The sequence below is a fragment of the Bradyrhizobium sp. UNPA324 genome (assembly GCF_006658635.1).
GTDB lineage: Bacteria > Pseudomonadota > Alphaproteobacteria > Rhizobiales > Xanthobacteraceae > Bradyrhizobium > Bradyrhizobium nanningense.
The window spans coordinates 4,315,119-4,330,809 of sequence record NZ_LFJD01000004.1 but is presented as its reverse complement, the minus strand read 5'-3'; the positions used below and the strand labels follow the sequence as shown (position 1 = coordinate 4,330,809).

18 protein-coding genes, 1 tRNA gene and 1 pseudogene are annotated in these 15,691 nt (G+C 63.5%); 7 read left to right on the top strand and 13 right to left on the bottom strand.

Going from position 1 to position 15,691, the window contains the following annotated elements; translation table 11 throughout:
- Positions 1-136: 136 nt before the first annotated feature.
- Together UNPA324_RS20785 and UNPA324_RS20780 are read right to left on the bottom strand one after the other, a co-directional pair.
- Positions 137-253, bottom strand: a pseudogene (locus UNPA324_RS20785) (DUF1150 family protein); the annotation flags it as partial.
- A gap of 117 nt (positions 254-370) precedes the next feature.
- Positions 371-766, bottom strand: coding sequence for a hypothetical protein (locus UNPA324_RS20780; protein WP_128921170.1), 396 nt, complete (start codon positions 764-766; stop codon positions 371-373).
- Between the two features lie 261 nt (positions 767-1,027).
- Between UNPA324_RS20780 and UNPA324_RS36185 the strand changes: the two genes are divergently transcribed.
- Together UNPA324_RS36185 and UNPA324_RS36180 are read left to right on the top strand one after the other, a co-directional pair.
- On the top strand, positions 1,028-1,375 hold the full coding sequence (locus UNPA324_RS36185) for a TetR/AcrR family transcriptional regulator (protein WP_430641927.1): 348 nt from the start codon (positions 1,028-1,030) through the stop codon (positions 1,373-1,375).
- Positions 1,351-1,671: a hypothetical protein gene (locus UNPA324_RS36180; protein ID WP_141935717.1), complete on the top strand. Its 321-nt coding sequence runs from the start codon at positions 1,351-1,353 to the stop codon at positions 1,669-1,671. Before UNPA324_RS36185 ends, UNPA324_RS36180 begins: the two co-directional genes overlap by 25 nt.
- Before the next feature lie 302 nt (positions 1,672-1,973).
- Here UNPA324_RS36180 and UNPA324_RS20765 read toward each other — a convergent pair whose 3' ends face one another.
- The 8 genes from UNPA324_RS20765 to UNPA324_RS20730 all read right to left on the bottom strand — a co-directional run bounded on the left by UNPA324_RS20765 (position 1,974) and on the right by UNPA324_RS20730 (position 9,426).
- The gene (locus UNPA324_RS20765) at positions 1,974-2,246 is read right to left on the bottom strand and encodes a BQ00720 family protein (RefSeq protein ID WP_011083553.1); all 273 of its coding nucleotides are present in this window, start codon (positions 2,244-2,246) and stop codon (positions 1,974-1,976) included.
- Positions 2,247-2,296: 50 nt separating this feature from the next.
- Positions 2,297-2,722 (bottom strand): Hsp20 family protein, encoded by a 426-nt coding sequence (locus tag UNPA324_RS20760; protein WP_011083554.1) that lies wholly within the window; start codon positions 2,720-2,722, stop codon positions 2,297-2,299.
- A 286-nt stretch (positions 2,723-3,008) separates the two neighbouring features.
- Positions 3,009-4,097, bottom strand: coding sequence for a sn-glycerol-3-phosphate import ATP-binding protein UgpC (locus UNPA324_RS20755; protein WP_128921173.1), 1,089 nt, complete (start codon positions 4,095-4,097; stop codon positions 3,009-3,011).
- A 13-nt stretch (positions 4,098-4,110) separates the two neighbouring features.
- A complete protein-coding gene (ugpE, locus tag UNPA324_RS20750) occupies positions 4,111-4,959 on the bottom strand; it encodes a sn-glycerol-3-phosphate ABC transporter permease UgpE (protein WP_128921174.1) in 849 nt (282 codons plus the stop codon).
- Positions 4,959-5,840, bottom strand: coding sequence for a sn-glycerol-3-phosphate ABC transporter permease UgpA (gene ugpA / locus UNPA324_RS20745; protein ID WP_141935715.1), 882 nt, complete (start codon positions 5,838-5,840; stop codon positions 4,959-4,961). Before ugpA ends, ugpE begins: the two co-directional genes overlap by 1 nt.
- A 49-nt stretch (positions 5,841-5,889) precedes the next feature.
- Entirely contained in the window at positions 5,890-7,206 is a 1,317-nt protein-coding gene (gene ugpB, locus UNPA324_RS20740) for a sn-glycerol-3-phosphate ABC transporter substrate-binding protein UgpB (protein ID WP_128921176.1), read from the bottom strand.
- Between the two features lie 390 nt (positions 7,207-7,596).
- Positions 7,597-8,817, bottom strand: coding sequence for a CaiB/BaiF CoA transferase family protein (locus UNPA324_RS20735; protein ID WP_128921177.1), 1,221 nt, complete (start codon positions 8,815-8,817; stop codon positions 7,597-7,599).
- A gap of 183 nt (positions 8,818-9,000) precedes the next feature.
- Positions 9,001-9,426: an organic hydroperoxide resistance protein gene (locus UNPA324_RS20730; RefSeq protein WP_141935714.1), complete on the bottom strand. Its 426-nt coding sequence runs from the start codon at positions 9,424-9,426 to the stop codon at positions 9,001-9,003.
- A 152-nt stretch (positions 9,427-9,578) separates the two neighbouring features.
- Between UNPA324_RS20730 and UNPA324_RS20725 the strand changes: the two genes are divergently transcribed.
- Positions 9,579-10,040, top strand: coding sequence for a MarR family winged helix-turn-helix transcriptional regulator (locus UNPA324_RS20725; protein WP_128921179.1), 462 nt, complete (start codon positions 9,579-9,581; stop codon positions 10,038-10,040).
- A gap of 6 nt (positions 10,041-10,046) precedes the next feature.
- Here UNPA324_RS20725 and UNPA324_RS20720 read toward each other — a convergent pair whose 3' ends face one another.
- The 3 genes from UNPA324_RS20720 to UNPA324_RS20710 all read right to left on the bottom strand — a co-directional run bounded on the left by UNPA324_RS20720 (position 10,047) and on the right by UNPA324_RS20710 (position 11,008).
- The gene (locus UNPA324_RS20720; protein WP_128921180.1) at positions 10,047-10,280 is read right to left on the bottom strand and encodes a GIY-YIG nuclease family protein; all 234 of its coding nucleotides are present in this window, start codon (positions 10,278-10,280) and stop codon (positions 10,047-10,049) included.
- A gap of 150 nt (positions 10,281-10,430) precedes the next feature.
- Positions 10,431-10,506 (bottom strand) — tRNA-Ala (locus tag UNPA324_RS20715).
- Positions 10,507-10,600: 94 nt separating this feature from the next.
- A complete protein-coding gene (locus tag UNPA324_RS20710; protein ID WP_128921181.1) occupies positions 10,601-11,008 on the bottom strand; it encodes a TIGR02300 family protein in 408 nt (135 codons plus the stop codon).
- A gap of 160 nt (positions 11,009-11,168) precedes the next feature.
- On the opposite strand from UNPA324_RS20710, the gene aroA reads away from it, so the two are divergent.
- The 4 genes from aroA to rpsA all read left to right on the top strand — a co-directional run bounded on the left by aroA (position 11,169) and on the right by rpsA (position 15,638).
- Entirely contained in the window at positions 11,169-12,506 is a 1,338-nt protein-coding gene (gene aroA, locus UNPA324_RS20705; protein ID WP_141935711.1) for a 3-phosphoshikimate 1-carboxyvinyltransferase, read from the top strand.
- A gap of 104 nt (positions 12,507-12,610) precedes the next feature.
- Entirely contained in the window at positions 12,611-13,018 is a 408-nt protein-coding gene (locus tag UNPA324_RS20700) for a hypothetical protein (protein ID WP_141935709.1), read from the top strand.
- Positions 13,019-13,023: 5 nt separating this feature from the next.
- Positions 13,024-13,662, top strand: coding sequence for a (d)CMP kinase (gene cmk / locus UNPA324_RS20695; protein WP_128921184.1), 639 nt, complete (start codon positions 13,024-13,026; stop codon positions 13,660-13,662).
- Positions 13,663-13,931: 269 nt separating this feature from the next.
- The gene (rpsA, locus tag UNPA324_RS20690; protein WP_126256970.1) at positions 13,932-15,638 is read left to right on the top strand and encodes a 30S ribosomal protein S1; all 1,707 of its coding nucleotides are present in this window, start codon (positions 13,932-13,934) and stop codon (positions 15,636-15,638) included.
- Positions 15,639-15,691 lie beyond the last annotated feature (53 nt).

Sequence of the window (15,691 nt, the reverse complement as noted above, 5' to 3'; positions counted from 1 at the left end):
TCTGCAGCGCACCGCTGAAGTAGTGCTGCGCTGCGTCCGGGGCACGCGAGCGCAGAGTTCGCGTTGACGATGCCGAGACACCATCGCCCAAAATGAAAAGGGCACGCCTTCGCACGAAGGCATGCCCGTCAAAACTCTATTCGTGCGACGCGTGCGCTCGGTGCACGCTCACCGTCTGCAGCTCGTTGCTCCAGGCATTGGCGATAGCGGCTTCCCGGCTGTCGGTCAGCATGATCGGCGTGCCGTCGACCGCGAACGCGCTCTCCCGACCTTCTGTGGCGATGGAACGGCAAGGGCTCCGGTTTGTCGAATATCCCAACGCATGCGAATTGGGATGCTCGCCGCGACAAGACCAGCGTTGATGTCGTTGCTAAGTCGAGATCGCTTGCCGTTCCGTCCGATCTGGCCACGTCGCCAACATCCTGCCCGCACGAACGTAGCTGCCAAGAAACAGTGCTGATAGCGCAAGTTGCAGGACAAACGTCGGCACGACGGAAGCAAAGGGCAGGAATTCCGCACGGATGGCGGCGATCTCGCTCGCTGCGAGGCCGGCGATGACGGGAAACACGGTGAGTACCAAGACAAATCGTCGTTCCAGGGGGGCGCGATCTGCCCATACTAGGAGCGCGGTCCAGCCCAACATGAGAGATGCTGCCGATCCCATGGCGTAGCGATAGTCGGCGCCGGGCGTGAAATTGGAAAGACCGTAGACCATGCTCCCGAGGCTTGGAAACAACATGGCTATTGCAGCAAGAGCATCGGTCACCGCCCCGATCCAATAGCTGACCCTCAACAATAGAATAGTGCGACGCATCCCTTCCCCCGTATTGTTTTCCCGAGCAATTCACTGACGAGCTTGGCCACCGTGAAGCATCCGTACCCGCTTGATATGACACGGAGACGGCCTCTAGACCTGTGAGGAGACCTGAACACGATATGTCATGTCCCTCTGCATATCCGGTGGCGCCTCAGCTTGATCTCAATCAATACGCTCGAAAGCAGTCGTGCGCTCTCATGTGAAGAACACATGGCCCAGGGAATGTTCGTTTTCAGACACAATGGCATCTGTTGTCCAGGAAAGGAGGCACCTTTGGCTTCTCCGAACCCAAAGCTCGTCGATCGCCGCGTGCAGCGTACGCGACGAGCGCTCCGGGATGCATTCCATACGCTGATGGCAGAGCGCGGGTGGGACGACGTCAGTATCCAGAGCATCTGCGAGCGCGCGAATATCGGTCGCTCGACTTTTTACCTGCATTACGACAGCAAGGAGCAATTGCTGGAAGGCGGATTGGACGACCTTCGTCAGGCGCTGCGCTGCAGGCCAGCTTGGACAAGCGAGGGCGCCCCGATGTGCTGCCGTTCCTGCGCGGACTGATCGAGCACGCTCACGAGCAACGCAAGCTGCTTCGAGCGCTCGTCGGTCGGCGCAGCGGTCATGTGGTAAAGATGCGCTTCAAGGATATGGTGCTTGGACTCGTCCGAGAGGATCTGGACCGGCTTGCGGCGAGCTGGCGGCGAGATGCCGCAGCGCATTGTCTCACGGGTGCGTTGGTTGAACTGCTGGCTTGGCTCGCGGAGAAGAGGCACCCAGTTCGCATTGATGAAGTTGAGCTTCAATTCCGTCGATCGATCCGGCCGGTGATCGCCGGACTGGAGAAAGCCGGTCGCTAGAACCGATCGTCTATCTCCCGCGTTGAACGAGAGTGGGGCGCGTGTTTTCAGCTCTCGTGTCCCGGACAAAGCAGCAACGCGTAAGCGTTGCTGCGCAGAGCCGGGACCCCAGTGCCACACGGATTGTCATCAGCCGCATGGGCCCCGGCTCTGCAGCGCACCGCTGAAGTAGTGCTGCGCTGCGTCCGGGGCACGCGAGCGCAGAGTTCGCGTTGACGATGCCGAGACATCAAAATGAAAACGGGCACGCCCTCCTGCGAAGGCATGCCCGCCAAAACTCTATTCATGCGACGTGCGCGTGCTCAGTGCACGCTGACGGCCTGCAGCTCGTTGCTCCAGGCGTTGGCGACCGCGGCTTCGCGGCTGTCAGTCAGCATGATCGGCGTGCCGTCGGCGGCGTGGAGCGCGAAGAGCTTGAGGCCCGGCGCGATTTTCGGCGCTTCGGGAAACAGGCCCGGCACGTCCTCCGAGCGGATCTGCTTCACATAGGCGATATGGCCTTCGCCGAGGGTTGCCAGCGTCTCGGGCGAGACGTTCTTGGCTTCGTATTCGAACGCAACGTGACCTTCACTCATGGTCTCGACTCCTCTGGAACACTAAGCGGTCGAGTCCGCTACTCGTTCCATTATTCGTGCTCATTGATAGCGATTGTCTTAACGATCCTCTCCGGTTCAGGCCGGGCCAGATCGATCGACAACAGCCCGTTCTTCAGATCCGCACCCAGCACCAGCATCCCCTCCGCCAGCACGAAGGTGCGCTGGAAGTGGCGCGCGGCGATGCCGCGATGGATGTATTGCCGGGTCTTGTCGTCCTGCTGACGTCCGCGGATCACGAGCTGGTTTTCCTCAATGGTTACATCGAGTTGGTCGCGCGTAAATCCGGCGACCGCCAGCGTGATGCGCAAGCGCTCGGGCTGGCCGTCCGATCGGTCGCACCTCTCGATATTGTAGGGAGGGTAGCCGTCGGCGCCTTTGACGACGCGATCGAGCACGCGCTCAATCTCGTCGAAGCCCAGAAGGAACGGACTGGATAACGTGGGAACACGAGACATAGTTTACAAAGTCCTCGCAGAAGCGACTTTGGTGCATCAGGGCCCGCACGCGGCACCCCTTGCTCAGCAATATGGGCATGTTCCCGTGTGGGTTCAAGCAGGTAGCCAAGAGGCTGTGGATGCGCGATTCAGCCGCAGCGCAGTCACTCACCGCACCAGATGGTCCCGGATCGTCATGGCCGACATGATCAAAACGCGGTGCGATTTATCCCAATGAAAACAAGCCCCCTTCTACTGTGCATGGGGTTGTTTTCGCGCTTTGTGTTGTCAGGCCCTTCGGAACCGCTCAGGCTTCCAGGCGCTTGCGCCCGTCGCCGCTGAACAAATGCAGCTTGTTGCGCAAAGCCGCGACGCGGATCTTCTGGCCGATGGCGGGGGCCTCGGTTCCGGGAATGCGGACGATGATCTCGCCGGGCGGCAGTTCGCCGGGGGTTGCGGCGACACGCTCGCCTTCCTGCTCGCGGCAGCCATAGACGAAAGTTTCCGCGCCGACGCGCTCGATCGCTTCCACGGTCAACGGCAACGCGACGCCGCTGGCGGGGGTCTGGTCGGTGATGACGAAATCTTCCGGGCGGATGCCGAGAATGCCGGCGTCGGCAGCGTTGCTGCCGGCGAGCTGCGAGCGGATCTCCTCAGGCCGCGTCGACATCAAATTCATCGGCGGTGCGCCGATGAAGGAGGCGACGAAGGTGGTCGCGGGCTTCTCGTAGATCGCAAGGGGATTGCCGACCTGCTCGACCTGGCCGCCGTTCATCACGACGAGAATGTCGGCGAGCGTCATCGCCTCGAGCTGGTCGTGGGTGACGTAGATCGAGGTCGTGTTGAGCCGGCGCTGCAATTTGCGGATCTCGACCCGCATCGCGATGCGCAGCTTGGCGTCGAGGTTGGAGAGCGGCTCGTCGAACAGGAACACCTTCGGCTGGCGCACGATGGCGCGGCCCATGGCGACGCGCTGGCGCTGGCCGCCGGAGAGCTGGCGCGGCTTGCGCTCCAGCATCGGCGACAGCTCGAGCACGCGCGCGGCTTCCTCGACGCGGGTCTTGATCTCGGTCTCCGCCATGCCGCGGTTGCGCAGGCCGTAGGCCATGTTGTTGTAGACGCTCATATGCGGATAGAGCGCGTAGTTCTGGAACACCATCGCGATGTCGCGATCGGCGGGCTCGATCTGGTTGACGACACGACCGCCGATGTCGATCTCGCCGCCGGTAACGGTCTCGAGGCCTGCGACCATGCGCAGCAAGGTCGACTTGCCGCAGCCGGAGGGGCCGACCAGCACGCAGAACTGTCCGTCGCCGACATCGACATTGACGCCCTTGATGGCCTCGAAGCCGCCGGGATAGGTCTTGCGGACGTTGCGCAGGGTGACGTTAGCCATAAAAACTCGCTTCTTACTTTTCCGTCTCGACCAGTCCGCGCACGAACAATTTCTGCATCACGACGACGACGAACACCGGCGGCAGCATCGCGAGTACGGCGGTCGCCATCACGATCGGCCATTCGGTCAGGGCATCGGTGGTGGTGATCATCTTGCGGATGCCGACCTGGATGGTCTGCATGTCGTCGCGGGTGGTGATCAGCAGCGGCCAGAGATATTGATTCCAGCCGAGGATGAACAGGATCACGAACAGCGCCGCCATGTTGGTGCGCGACAGTGGCAGCAGCGTATCCCAGAAGAAGCGCAAGGGACCGGCGCCGTCGATGCGCGAGGCTTCTAGCAATTCATCCGGCACGGTCATGAAGAACTGGCGGAACAGCAGCGTTGCCGTGGCCGAGGCGATCAGCGGCAGCGAGAGGCCGGCATAGCTGTCGAGCATGTGCAGGTCGGCGACGATCTTGTAGGTCGGATAGATGCGCACCTCGACCGGCAGCATCAGGGTGATGAAGATGAGCCAGAAGATCGGCATCCGGAACGGAAAGCGGAAATACACGATCGCATAGGCCGAGATGATCGAGATTGCGATCTTGCCGACCGCGATCGCCAGCGCCATCACCAGCGAGTTCAGCATCATGTTGCCGACGGGCTCGCGGGTCGAGCCGCTCGTGCCGACGAAGATGGTCTGGTAGTAGACCTCGAAGAAGTGGCCGCCCGGCAGCAGCGACATCTGCCCGTTCGCGATCAGCGCGTTGTCCTGGGTCGAAGCGACGATCGCGATGTAGACCGGGAAGGCGACGATCGCGATCCCGATCCAGAGGATGACGTGGGCGACGTAGCGCCGGAAGCCTTCTTCCTCGACCATCAGTAGGTCACCTTGCGTTCGACGAAGCGGAACTGGATTCCGGTGAGCACGATGACCATGATCATCAGGACCACCGATTGCGCCGCCGAGCTGCCGAGATTGCCGCCGAGCAGGCCGTCGGAATAGACCTTGTAGACCAGCGTGACGGTCGACGTGCCGGGTCCGCCGCGGGTCATGGTGTCGATGATGCCGAAGGTGTCGAAGAAGGCGTAGACGATGTTGACGACCAGCAGGAAGAAGATGGTCGGCGACAGCAGCGGGAAGGTCACGGTCCAGAACCGCCGCATCGGGCGGGCGCCGTCGATCGCGGCAGCCTCGAGCACGCTTCGCGGGATGCTTTGCAGGCCGGCGAGGAAGAACAGGAAATTGTAGGAGATCTGCTTCCAGGCGGCGGCGAGGATGATCAGCGCAGCGGCCTGGTCGCCGTCGAGCATCGGATTCCAGTCGATGCCGAGGGTGCGCAAGTATCGCGAGAGCACACCCAGCGAGGGATGCAGCATGAAGATCCAGAGCACGCCGACGATCGGCGGTGCCACCGCATAGGGCCAGATCAGCAGGGTGCGGTAGAGCATGACACCGCGCAGCGGCTTGTCCGCCATCACGGCGAGCAGCAGGGCAAAGGACAGCGACGAGACCGCGATGGCGAACGAAAAGAAGAAAGTGCGGAGGATCGCCTCGAAATAAGCGGGATCCCTGAACAGCTCGACGTAATTGTCGAACCAGACGAAGGTGGTCGACAGACCAAAGGCGTCCTGAAGCAGGAAGGACTGGATCACGGCCTGCAGGGCCGGCCAGTAGAAGAAAATCAGGACGATCGCGAGTTGCGGCGCAACCAACGCATACGGCAACAGCTTCGATTGGAAAATGGCTTGCTTTTGCATGATGCCCGCAGGAGCGGCAGGCCGGCTTGCCGGCCTGCCGTCCGTCACCTTACTTGACGGCGGTCTTTTCGAACTGGCGCAGCATGGTGTTGCCGCGCTCGACGGCCGCGTCCAGCGCCTGCTTGGCGGTCTTCTTGCCGGCGAGCGCCTGCTCGATCTCTTCCGACCAGACGTCACGGAGCTGGACCATGTTGCCGAGGCGGAGGCCGCGCGAATTCTCGGTCGGCTCCTTGTTGGTCAGCTCGAGCAGCGGGGTCTCGAGATAGGGCTGATCCTTGTAGAAGCCCTCAGCCTTGGCCTTCTCGTAAGCCGCCTTGGTGATCGGCAGATAGCCCGAGGCCTTGTGGATGTAGACTTGGCGATCGGTGTCCGAGAGGAAGCTCAGGAACTTGGCCACGCCCTTGTAGTCGTCGGCCGCCTTGCCGCCCATCACCCAGAGCGAAGCACCGCCGATGATCGAGTTCTGCGGCGCGCCCTTCGCGTCCGGATAATACGGCATCGGCACTGCGGTGAAGTTGAACTTGGCCTGCGCCTTGACGTTGCCGAAGAACGCCGAGGAGGTCAGGTAGAGCGGGCATTCGCCCGAGGTGAAGCGGCCTTCGCCGGTGTTGGTGCGGCCGGCATAGTCGTAGGTCTTGTCCTTCTGGAGCTCGACCAGCTTCTCGAGGTGCTTGACCTGGAGCGGGCCGTTGAACTCGAGCACGGTGTCGAAGCCGTCGAGACCGTTGGCCTTGGTCGAGAGCGGCACGTTGTGCCAGGCAGAGAGCTGCTCGAGATTGACCCAGGTCACCCACGAGTTGGAGAAGCCGCAGGTCGCATGACCGTTGTCGTGGAGCTTCTTGGCCGCGGTGAACACGTCGGGCCAGGTCTTCGGGATCTCGACATTGGCCTTCTTTAGCTCGTCGAGGTTGACCCACATGACGGTCGACGACGAGTTGAAGGGGAAGGACAGCATCTCGCCCTTCGAGGTCGAATAGTAGCCGGTGATCGCGGGCAGATAGGCCTTGGGATCGAACTTCTCGCCGGTCTCGGCCATCAGCTTGTAGACCGGCTTCACGGCGCCGGTCGCAGCCATCATGGTGGCGGTGCCGACCTCGAACACCTGCATGATGTGCGGCGCGTTGCCGGCGCGGAACGCCGCGATGCCCGCGTTCATGGTGTCGGCGTAGTTGCCCTTGTAGGTGGGGATGACCTTGTAGTCGCTCTGCGCGGCGTTGAAGTCGTTCGCGAGCTTGACGATGACGTCGTTGTTGGCGCCGGTCATCGCGTGCCACCACTGGATTTCAGTCACGGCCAGAGCCGGCGAGGCGCTCATGCCGACCGTGATTGCAAATGCGGCAGCCGCGCCAAAGTGTCGAAGAGTCATCAAGAAAACCTCCCTTGCCCGTCACTAAAGAAGCGCTTGCGCTAGCAGCGCCATATGACGTTCACATGACTGTGTAAGCGGCCGAAACGAAAGCGGCAAGCGCTGGAAAAGGGAAGCTGTCAAATAGGCGAAGACGAAGCGGGCAGCCTCCTCCGTTCGCGGTGCACTATCGTGCCCGCGCCGCAGTGCGGCATTACTTATGTGAGCTGACGATCAAGCCGCGGGCCCCAAACCTCTCCCGCGTGCGTGCGGGAGAGGGCGGCGCGAAGCGCCGGGTGAGGGCTCTTTCCTCTTGGGGACTGTCCCATTGCGGAGACACCCTCTCCCCAACCCTCTCCCGCAAGCGGGAGAGGGCGCGCACCTGCGCCGCCGCTTGATCTCTGTCCTAGCTTAGCGCTTGCGCTCGGGGCCGCAGACCGTGCCCTTTTCGACCATCGCGTCGATCTCGGCCTTGGAGTAACCGAACTCGCCCAGCACCTCGGCCGCGTGCTGGCTGAATTTCGGCGGCAGCCGGCGCAGGCTCGGCTTGCTGCGGTCGAGCCGGATCGGCGAGGCCACGCCTTTGTACCAGTCCTTCTCGATAATATCGCCGCGCGCGATCGTGTGCGGGTTGGTCAGCGCCTGGTCGATCTTCTGCACGGGCCCTGCGGGCAGGCCCGCGGCAAGCAGGCGATTGCACAGCGGCTCGGCTTCGTGCTGGCTGAACACGGCGGCGAGTTCGGCGCGCAGCGCCTCGCGGTTGGCGATGCGGTCCTTGTTGCGCGCAAAGCGCGGATCGGTGCCGAGCTCCGGCTTGCCGATCTCCTTGGCGAGCTTGCGGAAGGTGCCGTCATTGCCGACGCCGATGAAGATGTTGTCGGTTTTCGTCGGGAAGATCGCGTAAGGCACGAGGTTCGGGTGCTCGTTGCCGGTGAGCGAGGGCGGCTTGCCATGCATGAAATAGTTCGCGGTGTGCGGATGCATGATGGCAAGGCCGGTCTCGTACAGCGTCGTCTCGAGGAATTGGCCCTGGCCCGAGCGCTGCCGCTCCGACAGTGCCATCAGGATTCCGATCGCCGCGTAGAGTCCGGTGGTGATGTCGACCAGCGGCACGCCGATCCGCATCGGCCCGCTCTCGGGCGAGCCGGTCGCGGCGATCATGCCGGTCATGGCTTGGATGATGGCGTCATAGCCGGGATTGCCGCCGCGCGGACCGTCGGCACCGAAGCCGCAGATCCGGCAATGCACGAGGTGCGGAAATTTCTTGCGCAAGGTCTCGTTGCCGATGCCCCATTTCTCCAGCGTGCCCGGCTTGAAATTCTCGATCAGGACGTCGGCCGTCTCCAGCATCTTGAGCAGCACGACGCGGCCGCCCTCGGAGGCGAGGTCGAGGCCGATCGAGCGTTTGTTGCGGTTGATGCCGACGAAATAGGCCGCGTCCTCCTCGTGGAACGGAGGACCCCATTCGCGCACCTCATCGCCTGCAGGCGGCTCGACCTTGATCACGTCGGCGCCATGGTCGGCGAGGATCTGGGTGCAGTAGGGACCGCCGAGCACGCGCGTGAGATCGATGACGCGCAGTCCGCTCATTGCGCCCGTGGCAGCTCCAGAACTGACGGCTTCAGAACTCATGCCTTCGCTTCCCTGTGTCGACGTTTGGTCACAGGCCTAGCGAGGTTTGCAGGGAGCAGCAATGGCTCCCGGCGTAGGGCCGCATGCGCCCGCCATGCGTCAATCCCGCGGCGTGGCAAATGCGGATTCTAGCGGAAGCGGCCGGCCCGAGGGGGATCCCGGGCCAGCCAATCCGCCGTTCGATCAGACGACCGTCAGGCGAACGTCGACATTGCCGCGCGTGGCGTTGGAATAGGGGCACACCTGGTGGGCCTTCGCGACCAGCGCTTCGGCCTCGGCGCGGGCGACGCCCGGCAGCGAGACCGCGAGGTCGATATCGAGACCGAAGCCGCCCTCGGAGCGCGGGCCGATGCCGACGGTCGAGGTGACGGAGGCGTCCGCTGGAACCTTCGGCCCGCCCTGCGAGGCCACGAACTTCATCGCGCCGATGAAGCAGGCGGCATAGCCGGCCGCGAACAGCTGCTCGGGATTGTTGCCGGCGCCGCCGCCACCGCCGAGCTCCTTCGGCGTGGTGAGCTTGACGTCGAGCGCGCCGTCGAGGGTCGCAGCATGGCCGTCGCGGCCGCCGGTGGCCTTGGCGCTGGTCTTGTAGAGCACGTTCACTGACATTGTCGTCTCCCTTGGGGGTTCGATGGGTGCAATCTTTATTGCAGGCAATTAGATTGTGCGCAATTGAAATTGCGAAGCCTCACATTTAATTGTTCGCAATTGAATGTGCCGGCGCGCGGCGCCAGAATGAGACAAATCCAAAGAGAGTCTCCATGCCCCGAAAATCATCGGCAGCGGACGCGCCGCTGCGGCTCGACAACCAGATCTGCTTCGCGGTTTATTCGGCCGCGCACGCCTTCAACCGCGTCTACAAGCCGCTGCTGGACCGGCTCGGCCTGACCTATCCGCAATATCTGGTGATGCTGGTGCTGTGGGAGCGCGACGATGTGCCGGTCAAGGACATCGGCGAGCGGCTGTTCCTGGATTCGGGCACGCTGACGCCGCTGCTGAAGCGGCTGGAGGCCGCCCATCTCGTCAGGCGCACCCGCTCCAGCGAGGACGAGCGCCAGGTGTTGATTGCACTGACGGCGCAGGGCCATGCCTTGAAGGAAAAAGCCCGCAGCGTGCCGCAGTCGATCCTGGCGGCCTCGGACTGTTCGGTGCCGGAACTGGTCGCGATGAGGGACGAGATCGTGGCGCTACGGGATCGGCTGAATGCGGTGATCGGGGAGTAGGGGAGCTTAGAGGCGCTTCTTGGCGAAGGCGCGGCCGGACGCTGATTTCAGGTACTCGAATGCGACGGCCTGCTTCTCGTTGCTGAACGCAACGTAAGTCTTGAGACGCCAAGGTCCGTACTTCGAGGTGTGAGGCACCTCGCCAGCATTGTGTTTTGTCAGTCGGGCGCGCAAGTCGTCGGTTATCCCGACATAGAAGTGAAGGGAATCGAGGCTCTCAAGGATGTAGACGTACTTCACGGCACGCTCCCCGGCTGTCGAGGGAGAACTTACACCCGCTTTCGATCTGCTGAAGCCCGGCTTCGCCCTCCGGGCTAAGCCGCGGCAGCCTTCGCTACGATAGAGTTCGGCGTGGCTTGCCGAGCCGTAGCTGGCGAAGCCAGCGAAGGCTGGTGGAGCCAGGCGGGATCGAACCGCCGACCTCTTGCATGCCATGCAAGCGCTCTCCCAGCTGAGCTATGGCCCCTTAGTCCTTAACGGGGTGAATCTGGTGGATCACCCCAACCGGCGAGTCCTGGCGACTCGCGCGGTGCACCCTTTTTCACAGATCAGGGCTGATCTCAAGTCTCTTCATCACCTCCGACATCACCAATGATGTCGGTCACGTCCTCATCGCCCTCTTCTTCGTCGGCAATGAAGGTCGAATCATCGTCGTCGTCATCGTCGAGGGTCTCGTCGACCTCGATATCCTCCTCGGATTCGGGCACCACGGCCTTGACCTTGCCGGTGTTCTCCTCGGCATCGGCCTCCTCGAGCGAGACCTCTTCGACCTCTGCCGGCTCGGGCGTAGCGTCCGCTGTCGCCGCGTGCCGGGCTTCGGCGCCACGGGGCATACGCGCTGGCGCCACCGGGGCGATCGGCACCACTTCGCCGGTGTAGGGCGAGATCACCGGATTCTTGTTGAGGTCATAGAACTTCTTGCCCGTGGTCGGGCAAATACGTTTAGTTCCGAGTTCGGACTTGGCCACGGCAGGAATCCTGGGAATGTCTGAAAAGCGGTGTTTCACTTGGCTAGTTGGCGGCCCGCTGTCAATAGCGCATTACGGGAGAACGACATGCCCGTGACGGGGCGCGGACCATGTGGTACCTGCGCCGCAGTCCCCTCAGGGCTCATCCAAGGACACAATCTTGACTCATTCCGACCAACCGAGGCCGCTTCAGTCTCGCGCCAGCGGTCCCCTGACCGGGAAAGTACGGGTGCCCGGCGACAAGTCGATCTCTCACCGCGCGCTGATCCTGGGCGCGCTGGCGGTCGGCGAGACCAAGATTTCGGGCCTGCTCGAGGGCGAAGACGTCCTCAACACCGCCAAATCCATGCAGGCGCTGGGCGCCAGGGTCGAGCGCACCGGCGATTTCGCCTGGAAGGTCAACGGCGTCGGCGTCGCGGGCTTCGCCACGCCCAAGACGCCCCTGGATTTCGGCAATTCCGGCACCGGGTGCCGGCTGGTCATGGGCGCCGTCGCGGGCTGCCCGATCTCGGCGGTGTTCGACGGTGATGCCTCGCTGCGCAGCCGCCCCATGCGCCGGATCCTCGATCCCCTGGAAAAGATGGGCGCGAAGGTCATCTCTGGTGGTGAAGGCGGCCGTCTGCCCCTGACCCTTCAGGGCGCGCGCGATCCGCTGCCGATCACCTACACGACCCCGGTCGCCTCCGCCCAGATCAAGTCGGCGGTGCTGCTGGCGGGCCTCGCCGCACCCGGCATCACGACTGTCATCGAGACCGAAGCCAGCCGCGACCACACCGAATTGATGCTGAAGCATTTTGGGGCCGATATCTCCTCGGCGCGGGAGGGCGTGCACGGCCGCCGTATCACGCTCAAAGGCCAGCCCGAGCTGCACGGCGCCACGGTGGTGGTGCCCGCCGATCCCTCCTCGGCGGCTTTCCCGGTGGTCGCAGCGCTGATCGTCGAGGGCTCCGATGTTGTCCTGCCTGACGTCATGACCAATCCGCTGCGCACCGGCCTGTTCACCACGCTGCGCGAAATGGGCGCCTCGATCGAGGAAAGCGAGGCGCGCGGGGACGCTGGCGAGCCGATGGCGAAACTGCGGGTGCGGGCCTCGAAACTGCGCGGGGTCGCGGTGCCGCCGGAGCGCGCGCCGTCGATGATCGACGAATACCTGGTGCTGGCGGTGGCGGCGTCTTTCGCCGAGGGCACCACCATCATGCGCGGCCTGCACGAGCTGCGCGTCAAGGAGTCCGATCGGCTTGAGGCCACCGCGGCCATGCTGCGCGGCAACGGCGTGAAGGTCGAGATCTCCGGCGACGATCTGATCGTCGAAGGCCGAGGTCACGTTCCCGGCGGCGGCACCGTCGCCACCCATATGGACCATCGCATTGCGATGTCCGCGCTGGTGATGGGCTGCGCCTCCGATCAGCCCGTGACCGTCGACGACACCGCCTTCATCGCCACCAGCTTTCCGGACTTCATTCCGATGATGCGTTCGTTAGGGGCCGAGTTTTCATGAGGCCGCGGCCATGAGCGCAGCCTTCGGCCGCTATTTTCCGGTGAGCGCGGCGTCCTCGGAGACGCAGCGCTTCCTGAAGAACATGGATCTCGGGGGAGGAGCGGATGCGCCCAAATACCCTCGCTGAAGCCGTCGGCCGTATCCGGGCCGGGGCGCCGCAGGATACGACGTTGGCCGAATTCGTGGACACGTTCGATCTGGCCGGCTCGAGCGAGGCTCAATACGAGACGATCAAGGACGAGCCGGTGCTGACGCAGGACGACCGGCTCGACGCGCTTGTCGGCGCGATCGCCGAATATCTGGCTAAGCAACGTCGTCTCGGCCGGGTGCCGGCGTGGGTCTGCGATCCCGCGCGGCGGCTCGCCGAGCCATGGTTCACCACATCGTCGCCGTCCGACGCGATGCGCGAATATCTCACGTTTGCGAGTCCCGCGGAGTTCGCGTCTCGCAACATATTTACCGAAGAGCGGCCCCTGCGACGCGCCCGCGGGCCCCAGACAGTCAAGGTTTGAGTGACATGATCATCGCCATCGACGGGCCCGCGGCCTCGGGCAAGGGGACGCTCGGCAAGCGTCTCGCGCACCATTACGGCTATCGTCATCTCGATACCGGCGTGATCTACCGCGCGGTGGCCTACGCCCTGATGCAATCAGGTCATGATCTCCGGGACGAGGCCGCGGCCGTCGCGGCGGCGTTGGAGCTCGACCCCGAAAAGTTCGGCAATCCGGCCCTCAAGACCCAGTTGGCCGGCGAAGGCGCCTCCATCGTCTCGGCGATCCCGCGCGTCCGCGAGGTCCTGCTCAATTTCCAGCGGCAATTCGCCGCCGACCCACCGGGGGCGGTACTGGACGGTCGGGACATTGGAACCGTGATCTGTCCGCATGCCGATGTGAAGATCTTCGTGGTCGCCGACCCCAGGGTCCGCGCCCGCCGCCGGACCATGGAAGCCAAAGCGAGGGGCGAGGAGGCGGACGAGGCGGCCGTGCTCGCCGACATCATCCAACGCGACGAACGCGACAAGAACCGCCCGATTGCGCCTTTAAAGCCGGCCCCGGATGCTTACTTGCTAGATAACTCCCAACTGGATATAGAAGGCGGCGTCCGGGCCGCCATCGACATTATCGAGGCCGTCCGAGCGGGCCGGTCGCGGGGTTAAGCCGCTGCCGTCATTGGAGGAAGTGCCCGCTCCCGCTCTTTGAGGTCGATACGTCAGGTCCCTCCGTTTTGGGACCGGCGCGATCCAGGCTCCGGACACAAGATTTCCACGTATCGAACGCGCGGGCCTCAGCCGGCCCGCTTCCGCCGTTCCGGCGCCGAGCCGGGACAGCGAGCGGTCGCTCGAAGGTCTTGCGGGCCTTCCGACACTGCGTGTGCGATGCGCCCATGAACCCAACGGCCGGCACGACATCCGCAACTGGAGAACAAATGGCTTCGACTTCTGCTGATACCTATAGCCCGTCGCGCGACGATTTCGCCGCGATGCTCGACGAGTCCTTCGCAGGCGGCAACCTGCAGGAAAGCTCCGTCGTCAAGGGCAAGGTGGTTGCGATTGAAAAGGACATGGCCGTCATCGACGTCGGCCTGAAGACCGAGGGCCGCGTCGCCCTGCGCGAATTTTCCGGCCCCGGCCGTGACAGTGAACTGAAGGTCGGCGACGAGGTCGAAGTGTTCCTCGATCGCATCGAGAACGCCCTCGGCGAAGCCGTGCTCTCGCGCGACAAGGCGCGCCGTGAAGAGAGCTGGGGCAAGCTCGAGAAGGCGTTCCAGAACAACGAAAAGGTCAACGGCGTCATCTTCAACCAGGTCAAGGGCGGCTTCACTGTCGACCTCGACGGTGCCGTGGCCTTCCTGCCGCGCTCGCAGGTCGACATCCGTCCGATCCGCGACGTTGCGCCGTTGATGAACAACTCGCAGCCGTTCCAGATCCTCAAGATGGACCGCCGCCGCGGCAACATCGTGGTGTCCCGCCGCACGGTTCTCGAAGAGACCCGCGCCGAGCAGCGCCAGGAGCTGGTGCAGAACCTCGAAGAGGGTCAGGTCATCGACGGCGTGGTCAAGAACATCACCGATTACGGTGCGTTCGTTGATCTCGGCGGCATCGACGGCCTGCTGCACGTCACCGACATCGCGTGGCGCCGCGTCAACCACCCGACCGAGGTGCTCTCGATCGGGCAGACCGTGAAGGTCAAGATCATCAAGATCAACCACGAGACGCACCGCATCTCGCTGGGCATGAAGCAGCTGCTGGACGATCCGTGGCAGGGCATCGAAGCCAAGTACCCGCTGGGTGCCCGCTTCACCGGCCGCGTCACCAACATCACCGACTACGGTGCGTTCGTCGAGCTCGAGCCGGGCATCGAAGGCCTGATCCACGTCTCCGAGATGTCGTGGACCAAGAAGAACATGCACCCCGGGAAGATCGTTTCGACCTCGCAGGAAGTCGAAGTGCAGGTGCTGGAAGTCGATTCCGTCAAGCGCCGCATCTCGCTCGGCCTCAAGCAGACCATGCGCAACCCCTGGGAGGTCTTCGTCGAAGGTCACCCGACCGGTTCGGTGGTCGAGGGCGAAGTCAAGAACAAGACCGAGTTCGGTCTGTTCCTGGGCCTCGAGGGCGACGTCGACGGCATGGTCCATCTCTCCGACCTCGACTGGAAGCTTCCGGGCGAGCAGGTGATCGACAACTACAAGAAGGGCGACATGGTGAAGGCCGTGGTGCTCGATGTGGACGTCGAGAAGGAGCGCATTTCGCTCGGCATCAAGCAGCTCGAAGGCGACCCCTTCGCCGAGCCGGGCGATGTCAAGAAGGGCGCGGTCGTGACCTGCGAAGTGCTCGAAGTGAAGGAGAGCGGTATCGAGGTGAAGATCGCCGGTACCGACTTCTCGACCTTCATCAAGCGCTCCGAGCTTGCCCGTGACCGCAACGACCAGCGCGCCGAACGCTTCGCCGTCGGCGAGAAGGTCGATGCCCGCGTGATCCAGTTCGACAAGAAGGCCCGCAAGGTCCAGGTGTCGATCAAGGCGCTCGAAGTCGCCGAAGAGAAGGAAGCCATCGCGCAGTATGGCTCCTCCGATTCGGGTGCGACGCTCGGCGACATCCTGGGCACCGCGCTCAAGAACCGCGACAGCAAGTAAGCGAAACGCGTCTCGCTGCATCAAAGCCCCGGCTCGCGCCGGGGCTTTTTTGT